The sequence below is a fragment of the Nocardia aurantiaca genome (assembly GCF_009708175.1).
GTDB classification, from domain to species: Bacteria; Actinomycetota; Actinomycetes; order Mycobacteriales; family Mycobacteriaceae; genus Nocardia; species Nocardia aurantiaca.
In genome coordinates this window covers 461,078-472,478 of record NZ_WMBB01000007.1, presented here as the reverse complement: position 1 = coordinate 472,478, position 11,401 = coordinate 461,078, and the positions used below count along the sequence as shown (strand labels likewise).

General features: G+C 66.4%; 13 protein-coding genes. 6 read left to right on the top strand and 7 right to left on the bottom strand.

Going from position 1 to position 11,401, the window contains the following annotated elements; genetic code table 11:
- The 5 genes from GLP40_RS17775 to GLP40_RS17755 form a co-directional block, all read right to left on the bottom strand.
- The coding region (locus GLP40_RS17775; RefSeq protein WP_407671613.1) for a hypothetical protein at positions 1–208 on the bottom strand (208 nt) is incomplete at its 3' end.
- Between the two features lie 5 nt (positions 209–213).
- The gene (locus tag GLP40_RS17770) at positions 214–738 is read right to left on the bottom strand and encodes a hypothetical protein (RefSeq protein ID WP_154788995.1); all 525 of its coding nucleotides are present in this window, start codon (positions 736–738) and stop codon (positions 214–216) included.
- 250 nt (positions 739–988) lie between these two features.
- The gene (locus tag GLP40_RS17765; RefSeq protein ID WP_328290301.1) at positions 989–1,420 is read right to left on the bottom strand and encodes a MerR family transcriptional regulator; all 432 of its coding nucleotides are present in this window, start codon (positions 1,418–1,420) and stop codon (positions 989–991) included.
- Complete coding sequence (locus tag GLP40_RS17760; protein ID WP_154788994.1) at positions 1,417–1,761, bottom strand: hypothetical protein; 345 nt, start codon at positions 1,759–1,761, stop codon at positions 1,417–1,419. Before GLP40_RS17760 ends, GLP40_RS17765 begins: the two co-directional genes overlap by 4 nt.
- 76 nt (positions 1,762–1,837) lie before the next feature.
- Entirely contained in the window at positions 1,838–4,078 is a 2,241-nt protein-coding gene (locus GLP40_RS17755; protein WP_154788993.1) for an MMPL family transporter, read from the bottom strand.
- 457 nt (positions 4,079–4,535) lie between these two features.
- Here GLP40_RS17755 and GLP40_RS17750 point away from each other — a divergent pair, with 457 nt between their 5' ends.
- A complete protein-coding gene (locus tag GLP40_RS17750; protein WP_154788992.1) occupies positions 4,536–5,204 on the top strand; it encodes a phosphatase PAP2 family protein in 669 nt (222 codons plus the stop codon).
- Here the strand turns inward: GLP40_RS17750 and GLP40_RS17745 are convergent.
- Both GLP40_RS17745 and GLP40_RS17740 read right to left on the bottom strand, forming a co-directional pair.
- On the bottom strand, positions 5,179–6,069 hold the full coding sequence (locus GLP40_RS17745) for a nuclease-related domain-containing protein (protein WP_154788991.1): 891 nt from the start codon (positions 6,067–6,069) through the stop codon (positions 5,179–5,181). The two genes, GLP40_RS17750 and GLP40_RS17745, sit on opposite strands and share 26 nt — an antisense overlap.
- A gap of 118 nt (positions 6,070–6,187) precedes the next feature.
- Complete coding sequence (locus GLP40_RS17740) at positions 6,188–7,882, bottom strand: GMC oxidoreductase (RefSeq protein WP_154788990.1); 1,695 nt, start codon at positions 7,880–7,882, stop codon at positions 6,188–6,190.
- Positions 7,883–8,098: 216 nt separating this feature from the next.
- Between GLP40_RS17740 and GLP40_RS17735 the strand changes: the two genes are divergently transcribed.
- The 5 genes from GLP40_RS17735 (at position 8,099) to GLP40_RS17715 (ending at position 11,284) form a co-directional block, all read left to right on the top strand.
- The gene (locus GLP40_RS17735; RefSeq protein WP_328290300.1) at positions 8,099–8,716 is read left to right on the top strand and encodes a CDP-alcohol phosphatidyltransferase family protein; all 618 of its coding nucleotides are present in this window, start codon (positions 8,099–8,101) and stop codon (positions 8,714–8,716) included.
- A 56-nt stretch (positions 8,717–8,772) separates the two neighbouring features.
- Positions 8,773–9,177 carry a glycine cleavage system protein GcvH gene (gene gcvH / locus GLP40_RS17730; RefSeq protein WP_154788988.1) on the top strand — a complete coding sequence of 135 codons (405 nt, stop codon included), beginning with the start codon at positions 8,773–8,775 and terminating at the stop codon, positions 9,175–9,177.
- 185 nt (positions 9,178–9,362) lie between these two features.
- Positions 9,363–9,833 carry a glycogen accumulation regulator GarA gene (garA, locus tag GLP40_RS17725; protein WP_040857187.1) on the top strand — a complete coding sequence of 157 codons (471 nt, stop codon included), beginning with the start codon at positions 9,363–9,365 and terminating at the stop codon, positions 9,831–9,833.
- 44 nt (positions 9,834–9,877) lie between these two features.
- Positions 9,878–10,663 carry a transcriptional regulator FtsR gene (gene ftsR / locus GLP40_RS17720; RefSeq protein WP_154788987.1) on the top strand — a complete coding sequence of 262 codons (786 nt, stop codon included), beginning with the start codon at positions 9,878–9,880 and terminating at the stop codon, positions 10,661–10,663.
- Positions 10,664–10,810: 147 nt separating this feature from the next.
- On the top strand, positions 10,811–11,284 hold the full coding sequence (locus GLP40_RS17715) for a bifunctional nuclease family protein (RefSeq protein ID WP_040807814.1): 474 nt from the start codon (positions 10,811–10,813) through the stop codon (positions 11,282–11,284).
- Positions 11,285–11,401: the final 117 nt, after the last annotated feature.

Genomic DNA, 11,401 nt, shown 5'->3' with positions numbered 1-11,401 from the left:
CTACCGCACGTTCGGCCATCGTCCCGGCGAGATTCTGCACCGATTGCTGCAGCACACCCGTCGGGGCAGATGCTGTGACGGTCTTCCCCGCAGTCGCCCCCGCACGGCTCGCGGTATCAGCGACGCGCGCCCCGGCACGGCTCACGGTATCGGCGACCCGGCCGATGGTGTGGGCGGTCTCCTTGCGGTGTCCGTTGGACTTGGGCATCGCCCTCACCTCCTCGCGCGGCGCACGGGCGCTGCGCCGGCATCGGCGCGCGCACGGCCTCGGACAGAGGAGGCCGACTTACCTTCCGTGGAACCGGAGCGACGCTGCGAGCTTCCAGAGCTCGTTTCCCGGCTACCTGCTCGCGCACGCGCGGCGGGCCGCCCTCTGCGCTCGTCGTCTTCCTCTTCTTCGTAGGAATCCGTTTCACCCTCGTCTGGGCCTCTGTCGGCCACGAGCGTCGAACCCTGCTGCAGCCGGGCGCTGAGCGCATCGAGACGGTTGCTCGTGGCGGTCACAGCGGCCGAGCGGACCGCACCCACCAACTCCTCGCGCACCGTGTCGGTGAGCTGCGCCAGCTCCGGAGACGATTTGAGCAACGAAGTCCCGCGCTCGAGCAGCTCGCCGGTCATCCCCGTGTTCCGCCTCGCCATCGCCGCACCCGCCAGCGACAACGCAAAACGCATCTTGCGCGTGCGTCCCAGCACGTAACCGATGCCCACCCCTAACGCAATTCTTGTGCCACCTTTCATGGCCTACTCCTAGCTTGCTCGACTGCCGCAGCACTGATACGGCCCCAGGTTGTTCGAGGTCGAGCGACGACATCCTGATGAGTGGGATAGGCCATATCGCGAATGGCCATACTCGGCGTATACCCGGCAATCACCCATCGAATCTGGCGTCACGTGACGATCGGATGTTGGCGCGGTGAGCACTATCGCGCTCACCGTGCTGAGTGCGGCCACCACGCACAACTGCGGATAGGTCAGCGCGCCCAGACGGTCAGGCCGGTGAGGTAGCGGGGACGGTGTCGAACGGGACAGGACAGCCCGGGGATTCGCTACACGCCAGCAGGTCCTTGCACCCGGCCGCCAGTGCTGCGCGCAAAGTGTCACGCACTGCGGTGACCTCGGCGAGTTTGTCATCGACCTCGGCCAGCTTGGCAGTGACCCGCTCCCGCAGGCCCGCGCCGGCGCGACGTCGGGAGCCGACCCGAGTGCCTTCGAGCAGATCTGCGACCTCTTCGAGGGTGAATCCGAGTCGTTGGGCGGCCTTGATCACCCGCAACACAATCACCGCGTCCTTCGGATACAGGCGGTGCCCACCCAGAGTGCGGTCAGGCTCGGCGAGCAGGCCGCGGCGTTCGTAGTAGCGCAGCGTCTGGGCGTTCACCCCGGCTGCGGCGGCCAGCTCGCTCGTGCGCAACGCGGTCACCCCTGTCCCTCGATCGCGGACTCGGCGCGCGCGGCGAAGGCATCGAGCACCTCGGTATAGGCCGTCGGGACCCCGACACCAATCACCAAACCCTCTGCGCCGGCGGAGAAGTCGAAGGAGAAGAACGAACAGCAGCTGCTCTCACGCTCGGCAAGCTCACGCGCCACCGCCTCGGCGTCCGGATCCACGATCACCTCCAACCGGACCGGGCCGGGCCGCCGCGTCGCGCGGGACGAGGTGGTGAAGAACTGGTCGAATTCGGCGACCCGAATCGGCTGGTCCACGGTGAGCAGCGTGCACGCCGAGGGCACCCAGTCGCCCTGAGCTGGTGAAATCGTCATGATCCGACGGTAAGCCTGTACCCCGATACAGGATGCAAACCCCATCGCACAATCGATCCCGAACCACACATGCGAATCAGCTTCGGGCATCGGCGAATTCGGTGCGGCGGAGGTGGTCCGGTTCATCGCGGAGAACGGGTTCGCTCAGGCCGATGCGGCGTTGAATACGTTTCATCCAGGCCGGAGCCCACCAGACTCGGTCGCCCAGGAGCTTCATGGTGGCGGGGACCAGGAGCATGCGCAGAACGGTGGCGTCGATGAGAAGGGCGGCGATCATGCCATAGGCGATGTATTGCATGAGGACGAGGTCGGAGAAGGCGAAGGCGCCGGTGACCACGAGCAGGATCAGGGCGGCGGCGGTGATGATGCGACCGGTGTGGGCGGTGCCGGAGCGGATGGCCTCCTCGGTGGTCGCGCCGCGGGCGCGGGCCTCGACCATGCGGGACAACAGGAATACCTCGTAGTCGGTGGAGAGGCCGTAGACGATGGCGATGATCAGGAAGAGGATGTTCGCCTGGATCGGCTGGGGGGTGAAGTTGAGCAGGGTCGCGCCATGGCCCTCGGTGAAGATCCAGGTCAGGATGCCGAGGGTGGAGCCCAGGCCGAGCACGCTCATGAACGCGGCCTTGATCGGCAGCACCAGGGAGCCGAAGGTGAGGAACATGAGCAGGGTGGTCACGGCCAAAACCAGCAGGATCATCAGGGGGAGCCGGTTCAGCAGCGCGGCGATGGCGTCGTGCTGAATGGTCGGGACTCCACCGACCAGGACGGTCATATCGTCGGGGACCGGAAGCGCCCGGAGATAGTCGATCGTCTTGTCGTAGTCGGTGGAATCGATCAGGTAGGCCTGGGTGCGATAGATGTTCGGCTGCGACTGCGAGCGAGTGGGAACCTCGAAACCGGCGGACAGCAGGCCGGGAGCGTGACTCGCCTGTTCGATCAGGGGGCCGACCTCGGTGCTGTCACCGGCGACGATGAGCAGTTCGATCGGGTCGGACTTGCGGAGCGGGAAGTACGTATCGATCTGTTGCTGGGCAACGCGGGTCGTATTGTCCGGCGGCAGGTACTTCTCGCTGAAACCGCCGAAAGCGATATTGCGGACCGGCACGATCAGCATGAGCAATCCGAGTACGAGCACCGCCGTGATCTCGCGCGGATGACGCATCACCCAGGTGGTGGAACGACCCCAGAAGCCCTGCTCCACATCGTGGGCCGAATCGGTGCGGCGGAATCGCTTGATGCCCAGCGCATCCACCCACGGCCCCAGGATCGCCAACATCGCGGGCAGAATCGTCACGGCCGTCAGCGCGGCCAGGGTGACGGTGGCGATCGCGCCGTACGCGATGGACTTCAGGAAACCCTGCGGAAACAGCAGCATGCCGCCGAGGCTGGCGACGATCATGGTCGCCGAGAACAACACCGTGCGACCCGCGGTCATCACCGACCGGCGTACGGCCGCGGGCGTGTCGTATCCGGCGGCCACCTCTTCACGGAACCGGCTCACGATGAACAGGGCGTAGTCGATGGCCAGGCCCAGGCCGATCATCGAAACAACCGGAGCCACAAAAGAATTCACCTCGGTGATATTCGTGATCGACCGGACCACGCCGTTCGCGCCGAGAATCGTGAGCACACCCATCATGAGGGGCAGCGCCGCGGCGACCACGCCGCCGAAGATGAAGAACAACAGCACCGCCACCGCCGGAATAGCCAACAATTCCATGCGATGGGTATCGGCCGAGATGGTGTCGGTCAATGCGCTCGACACCGGCTGCAAGCCGCCCACGTGCACCTCGATACCCGGAATCGCGAACGCGTCCTTCACCGTCGCGTAGTCGCGCGCGAGCTCGGTGCCGTCCTCGCCCTTCAAGGCGATCGCGGCGATCGCACGCGTCTTGTCCTTGGTGGCGGCCATCGCCGAGGACCCTTTGATGGTGTTCACCGCGGACCAATAAGTGCCGTTCACGCCCGCGATCTCGTTCGGGAAGCGGTGTGTGAGGCCGTTGAGGCTGTCGATCACCGGCGCGCTGACGTCGGGATCGTCGACGGTCTTGCCGTCCGGCGCCGTGTAGAGGACGACCACATCGACGGCGTGGTTCGGCCCGAACGCATCGGCGGCCATGACCGCGGCCCGCGCGGACTCCGAGTTCGGATCGTCGAGACCGCCCGCGCTGAGTCGATCCTCGAAACCCCAGGCGTAGCCGCCGAGACTCAGCATGGCCACCGCCACGATGCCGAGGACCAGAAAACGGTGGTTGGCTACGAGTTTTCCCCATAGCGCGAAGACATCGCGGTCACGCGGGCTTCTCGTGGTCATACTGCACGGTAGCAGTCAAGATCAGGATAAGTGAAAAGCGTTGTATCACATTGCAATTGGTCAAATGCGAAACGTGATTTTGCGATAGAAAACAGGTATGGATCGGACGGGAAAACCCGGCGAATTATCTGTGACAGCCGTTCTCCGTCGGCATGGGATGCGTCGGTCGACGTAGTAGTCCGAATCATGACCGGACGCCGCCGCGCCCAGGCCCTTCCCGAACGACGGCGCGAGGAACCTTTGTCGCCCGGGCGCAGTCGACGACGTCGGTGTGCTCGCCGGCATCGACGAGTCGGATGCCCTGCCGCCGCGGGTGTCGCGGCCGCCTGCATGCGGCTCATGGGCGCCGCCGGGCGGTGGATGCCCGCGCTCTCCCGCCTCCAGTTGCGGCCGGCCCGCGCGGGAGTGACACGACGCCCCGCAACCGGGCCCGGCGGCTGCCGTTAGGGTGCGGGACGTGACCAGATCGACCACCCCCGCCGCGGCGCCGGCGGACAGCTGGACCCGCCGTGCCGCCCTGCCCGCCGTGATGCTGACGGGAGTGATCGTCACTCTGGTTGTGCCGCTGTCATTTCCGGCGGGCGGCGGCTCGACGGGCGCGGACCTGACACTGGAGCGGACCATTCACTCGGCGTTGGACGCGCACACCTGGGTGTACCGAGTCCTGGTGTTCCCCAGCAATAGTTATGTCGTGCTGCCGCTGCTGTTCGTCTCCGCGGCGTGGTTCGCGTCTCGGCGGCAGTGGTGGCTGGCCGGATTCGCGCTGGTGGCCCCCGAACTGGCGGTGACCGTGAATACCTTTGCGCTCAAACCGTTCTGGGAGCGCAAGCTGGACCACTTTCTCGCCTACCCCAGCGGGCACACCGTCCAGTTGGTGGCCGTCGTCACCGCCTTCGCCCTCGTGACCGAATCCGGGCGCGTGCGGACCGCGACGGGGATCGTCATGGTGGCGGTCCTGCCCGCCGTCATGATCGGCATGGTGGGCTTCGGATACCACCATCCGACCGACGTGCTGGGCGGAACGACGGCCGCGGTCGCGCTCGTTACCGCCCTGTACCTACCGTTCCGCTATCTCACGGCTACACCGGTTGCGGCGCCGTCTAATACGACGCCGCCACCGCGATGATGAACCACACCGCCCACAGCGCCGCCATGATGAAACCGAGCGTGAGCATCACCCGCATGAGCCCGCGGGTTACCTCGATCCGGTCGCTGCGGCGCGGATAGAGCTTGCGCGGGCTGAACCACGGCTCGGGGATGTGGAACCCGCGCCCGGCCGCCCCGTGCTCGGCCTCGAGCCGCGCCTGCTCCTCGGCGAAGGCCTCGGCCTGCGCCTGCTGCGGGCCGCCGTGCCACAGCGTCGGATCCACCGGGCCCAGGAAACCCTCATTGAGCAGATCCTGCGGCCCGGGCAGATACGGCAGGATGCCGAGCCCGCGGAAGGCCCACGCCACGTCGTTGGCCGACCACTGCGGCCGCCCGCGCGAGAGCAGGCTGGTGAAATGGTCGCGCAGCGCCCGCTCGTCGCCCAGCAGCACCTGGAAGCTCGGGTCGTTCCACAGCTGCTTGACCCGCAGGTTCGAGCCGGGCGGCGGCACCACCAGCACGACGCCGTGGATGACGCGCTGCCCGAGCCCGCGCTCGGCCAGCCAGTTCTGCAGCGCGAAGGTGTGATCGCGGGACTGGTCCAGCGGATTGCGCTTGTCGCCGCCCTCGAAGGCGATGATCCGGTCGCCGACCCGCCACGGGCCGTTGACCGGAACCTCGAGCTCACCGTCCATGCGCTCGGACAGCGCCTCGGCCTCGATCACCACGCAGCTGGTCGGGGTCCACACCACCGCATCGAACGGATGTAGCCGATCATCGTGGAACAGACTGCAATTGACGGTGGCGACGCCCTTGGGATCGGTGCTGCCCTTCCAGGTCCGCAGCCAATCGATGAGCACCTTCTCGGCATGGGTGTCGGCGGCGTTCTGCACTCGGACGAGCATCGGCTCTCACCTTCCTCGTCGAATCGATACCGGGAATGGTACGGGCACAAGGCTCCAAACTACCGCCGGGCACGCCGCCGCGCTCGGTTCGCGGGCGCCCGTATCGGTTCCGCCCCTCTCAGTTCGTGGACAACTCGTGATCGTTCGGAAAGATGGGCAGCCGCAACGCGCCCGGCGCGAAGTCCGGCACGACCGCGTGCTTGGGCGCCACCGGATTGATCCGGCGGTACGGCGCGCCCAGCTCGGGGCGCGGATCGGCCTCGTTTCGGTTGGGCCAGAACGCCATTGCGCGCTCGGCCTGCGCGGTGATGGTCAGCGACGGGTTCACGCCCAGGTTCGCGGTCACCGCCGAACCGTCGGCGATGTGCAGGCCCGGATGGCCGAACACGCGCTGATACGGGTCCACCACACCGCTTTCGGGACCCTCACCGATCACACAGCCACCGATGTAGTGCGCGGTGGCCGGGATGTTGAACACGTCCATGGCCAGCATCTGCACGTCCCCGTCGACCTTTTCGCCGAAGCGGCGGCCGACGTCGTGGGCGAGCGGGATCCAGGTCGGATTCGGCTTGCCCGTCCCCTGTCGGGTCTTCAGCCGCCCCCACCGCCGGAAAGAGGTCAGTGAATTGTCCAGGGACTGCATGACCAGCAGGATGACCGACTTCTCCGACGCCCGACGCGCATTGAGGCTGCGCGCGAACACCACCGGGTGCAGCAGCATGGCCAGCAGGAAGCGCAGAAACCGGAACGCGCCGCCGTCCACCAGCGGCACCGACAACGGGAACAGGCCGTTCTGGCCCTTGCCGTAGTGGCACACCTCGACGTGGGTGTCGGGCTCGGGATGGATGGAGGAGGTGATGGCGATGCCCTCGGCGAAATCGTCGCGGGACCTGCTCACCACGTTCAGGATGGCCTCGGAGTTGGACCGGGTCAGCTCGCCCAGCCGTGGCGACAGGTGCGGCAGCACGCCCTCGTCGCGCATCGTGTGCAGCAGCTTCTGGGTGCCCAGCGCGGCCGCCGCGAACACCACCTGCTCGGCGGTGAACACCTTGCGCCCCTTGCGGACCCAGCGGTCCGAGCGCTGCGTCTCGATGGCGTAGCCGCCGCCGGTCACGGGCCGCACCCCGGTGGCCGTGGTCAGCTCGAACACGTGCGCACCGGCCTGCTCGGCCAGGTACAGGTAGTTCTTGGGGGTGGTGTTCTTGGCATTGTGCGGGCAGCCGGTGAAGCAGCGCGCGCAGTGGATGCAGCCCTTGCGGCGGGGGCCCGCGCCGCCGAAGTACGGGTCGTCCACCTCCTCGCCCGGCGCGGCCTCGTTGAAGAACACGCCCACATTGGTGGCGTGGAAGGTGTCGGCGACGCCCAGATCCGCTGCGACCGAACGGATCACGTGGTCGGCGGGGGTCATGCGGGGATTCGGCGCCACGCCCAGCATGCGCTGCGCCTGGTCGTAGTAGGGCGCGAGCTCCGAGCGCCAGTCGGTGATGTGGGCCCACTGCCGGTCGGTGTAGAAGGCCGGCAGCGGCTCGTAGAGGGTGTTTCCGTAGATCAGCGACCCGCCGCCCACGCCCGCCGCGGAGAACACCGCGCACTTGCCCAGAATGCTGATGCGCTGGGTGCCGGTCAGCCCCAGCCGCGGGGCCCAGATCGATTTGCGCACATTCCAGTTCGTCTTGGGAATGTCCTCGGCGTTCCAGCGGCGGCCGGATTCCAGCACGGCCACCCGGTAGCCCTTCTCGCTCAGGCGCAGCGCGCTCACGCTCCCCCCGAAGCCGGAGCCGATAACGACGACGTCATAGTCGAAGTTGGGCATGGTCTTTCCTCTCCCTGGGTGCTACCGATCAGCCTTCACCGCTCCGGCCCGAACCGCAGCGCGCCCCGCGAATTCGCACCCTCCAATGCAGTGAGAAGATACTAATGTCATTCTCTCATCGGGTGGGTGTGGCAGCGGACATATCGGTTGCCTTCGGCCGCGGCGCGGCGGTGTGCCCGGATGGATATGGCGGAGTGATTGAGGTATGACCGGGTTGTGACAACCGAGCAGAACGCCGAACCGGTCTACAGCGACCGCGTCTTCACCGTGCCGAACGTGCTCAGCGTGCTGCGGCTGATCGGCGTCCCGGTTTTCCTGTGGCTGCTGCTCGTCGAGCAGGCCGACGGCTGGGCCTTCGCGCTGCTGGTCGCCAGCGGCATCACCGACTTCCTCGACGGCAAGCTGGCCCGCCTGCTCGACCAGTCCTCCAAACTGGGCGCCATCCTCGACCCGCTGGTGGATCGCCTGTATCTGCTGGCGACCCTGGGCGGCTTCCTGATTCGCGGCATCCTGCCCTGGTGGGTGGTGCTGATCCTGGTCGGCCGCGACGCCGTCCTGACCCTCACCCTCGGCGTCTACCGCCGCCGGGGTCTGCCCCCGCCCGAGGTCATCTACCTGGGCAAGGCCGCCACCTTCGCGCTCATGTCCGCGCTGCCCTGGCTGCTGGCGGGGCAGATGGACTGGGCTGCCGCGGGTTTCGGCCGCGCCTTCGGTGGGGCATTCTTGATCTGGGGCACGGCGGTCTATGTCTGGACCGGAATCCTCTATCTCGGCAAAGCCGTCGCCGTGGCCCGAGCGATACCGCCCGTGCCACATCATGATCACTCCCGATAGGGTGTGCGGCGGACGGATCGACGACGATCCCGAGAGGAACGCCCGTTGAAAGGACACTGCCAGTGACCGCAGTACCCGAGGATTTGCGCTACTCCGAAGAGCACGAGTGGGTGAGTCAAGTGGGTCCGACCCGCGCGCGGGTGGGCATCACCGATTACGCGCAGTCGCAGTTGGGTGACGTCGTGTTCGTGCAGCTGCCCGCGGTGGACTCCGATGTGACGAGCGGTGACAGCGTCGCCGAGATCGAATCCACCAAGAGCGTGTCCGACATCTACGCTCCGCTCTCCGGGAAAGTCGTTGCGGTGAACGATCTTCTGGACGGTTCGCCCGAGACGGTCAACTCCGACGCCTATGGCGACGGATGGCTCTTCGAGGTCGAGGCGGAGTCCGCCGAAGCGCTCACCGCGGCGCTCGGAAAGCTCCTGGATGCCGCAGGTTATCAAGGAGTTATCGGAGGCTGAAGGAGCCTTCACAGTTCTACCTGCACGGGTACGCCCTGGCAGGGTACGGTCAATGCCAACAGAAGTGCGCGCAGCCGGTGCCCGGAGAATCCGGACCTACCCGAAGCGGGGAGCGGCCGGAATGCCGCATCGCTGAGGGCATCAACTGCTTGCATGGATTATTCGGTTCGAGGAGGAGAGCAAGGGTGAGCGAGAACAAGGACCCGGGTTACCAGGAAACGGCAGCAGAGACCACTTCGGTGTTCCGTGCCGACTTCCTGAACGAGGTCGACACGTCGCGCACCGAGCAGACCGGCGAGCAGCCGGTACAGGGAGTGGAGGGTTTGCCCGCGGGCGCGGCCTTGTTGGTGGTCAAGCGTGGTCCGAACGCCGGCTCGCGCTTCCTGCTCGACCAGCCGACCACCTCGGCGGGACGCCATCCCGATAGCGACATCTTCCTTGACGATGTCACCGTCAGCCGTCGCCACGCGGAATTCCGTCAGGACGACGACACATTCCAGGTTGTCGATGTGGGCAGCCTCAACGGCACCTACGTCAACCGGGAGCCGGTGGACTCCTCCGAGCTGCAGAACGGTGACGAGGTCCAGATCGGCAAGTTCCGGTTGGTCTTCCTGACCGGTCCCCGTCCGGCGACAAGCGATTCGTCGGCTCTATAGGACCGAGCGGAATGACTGGCGCAGCGCAGTGGACGCGCGGAGGCATGTCGATCGGCTCCGTGCTGGATCTCCTGCGTCCGGATTTTCCGGACATCACCATCTCCAAGATCCGATTCCTGGAATCGGAGGGCCTGATCAGCCCGGAGCGCACGCCCTCGGGGTACCGCCGCTTCCATGTGGCGGATGTCGAGCGTCTGCGCTTCGTGCTGACCGCGCAGCGGGATCAGTACCTGCCGTTGAAGGTGATCAAGGAACAGCTCGAAGCGATCGACAGCGGGGCGGCGACGCTCGGAGTCCGGGAGGCCCGGGCCCGGGCGAACGCCGTGGGAGGGGCCGTGCCCGATTCCAGAACTGGGTCCGACCAGAGAGACGGCATGGCTCCGCATGGGGGCGGCCGCCTGAGGCGGCTGAACGTCGTGCCCGGTGAAGTGTCGCCCGAGGAACTCCGGTTCGATCACGAAATCCGGATCACCAGGGCGGATCTGCTCGAGCAGGCCGGTATCGACGAGAAGTTCCTGACCGAGTTGATCCGTGCCAATCTCATTACCCCCGGTGCGGCAGGCTATTTCGACGGCGACGCCATCACCCTGGCCCGTACCGCCAAGGCGCTGAGTGAATTCGGTTTGGAGGCAAGGCATCTGCGCGCCTTCAAGCTGGCGGCCGACCGCGAGGCGGCCATGGTCGCGCAGATCGCGGCGCCGATCGCCAAGAGTCGTGATGCGGATGCCCGCGCCCGGGCCGAGGAGACGGTCCGCGAGTTGGCGGCGCTGTCGCTGACCCTGCACACCTGCCTGGTGAAGACCTCGGTGCGCGCTTCTCTCGGAGGCTGAAATCTTCGCCTAGACTCGGTATTACAGCCGGGGTTGGGCGGCCGGTGAGGATTTGGGAGGCAGTGCCATGAGTGAGCGCAGCGAGCGAATCGTGAAACACAGTGCGCCTTCGCGCAGGGTCGTGGCAAACGCTAGCGAGGCACGGCCATGAGTGAAATGCGTGTGATCGGCATCCGTGTCGAGCAGCCACAGAATCAGCCTGTGCTATTGCTCCGCGAGGTCTCCGGCGATCGCTATCTGCCGATCTGGATCGGCCAGGCCGAGGCCACGGCGATCGTGCTGGAGCAGGAGGGCGTCACGCCCATCCGCCCGTTGACCCACGACCTGATCAAAATTCTGATCAAGGAGCTCGGCCACACCCTCAAAGAGGTGCGGATCGTGGATCTGCAGGAGGGGACCTTCTACGCCGACCTGGTCTTCGAGAACGATCTCCGCATCTCCGCGCGGCCGTCGGATTCGGTGGCCATCGCGCTGCGCGTGGGCTGCCCGATCTATGCCGAGGAGCCGGTGCTGGAAGAGGCCGGACTGGTCATGCCGGACGAGCGCGAGGACGAGGTCGAGAAGTTCAAGGAGTTTCTCGAATCGGTATCTCCGGACGACTTCAAGGCGACGGACAGCTGACCAGTTCCCCACCTGACGAGGAATGCCGAACCAGACAAAACCGCGTCTCTACCTCAGGTTTAGGGTTAAAAACACGCGCCCGCTCAAGCTTTGACGGTGCCGATTCTCCCGCGACAA

Excerpts from the sequence above, each read along its gene's own strand:
- GLP40_RS17715 (WP_040807814.1), top strand. The coding sequence starts at position 10,811 with ATGAGTGAAATGCGTGTGATCGGCATCCGTGTCGAGCAGCCACAGAAT.
- GLP40_RS17745 (WP_154788991.1), bottom strand. The coding sequence starts at position 6,069 with ATGCTCGTCCGAGTGCAGAACGCCGCCGACACCCATGCCGAGAAGGTG.
- GLP40_RS17760 (WP_154788994.1), bottom strand. The coding sequence starts at position 1,761 with ATGACGATTTCACCAGCTCAGGGCGACTGGGTGCCCTCGGCGTGCACG.
- GLP40_RS17755 (WP_154788993.1), bottom strand. The coding sequence starts at position 4,078 with ATGACCACGAGAAGCCCGCGTGACCGCGATGTCTTCGCGCTATGGGGA.
- GLP40_RS17770 (WP_154788995.1), bottom strand. The coding sequence starts at position 738 with ATGAAAGGTGGCACAAGAATTGCGTTAGGGGTGGGCATCGGTTACGTG.
- ftsR (WP_154788987.1), top strand. The coding sequence starts at position 9,878 with ATGTCGATCGGCTCCGTGCTGGATCTCCTGCGTCCGGATTTTCCGGAC.
- GLP40_RS17740 (WP_154788990.1), bottom strand. The coding sequence starts at position 7,882 with ATGCCCAACTTCGACTATGACGTCGTCGTTATCGGCTCCGGCTTCGGG.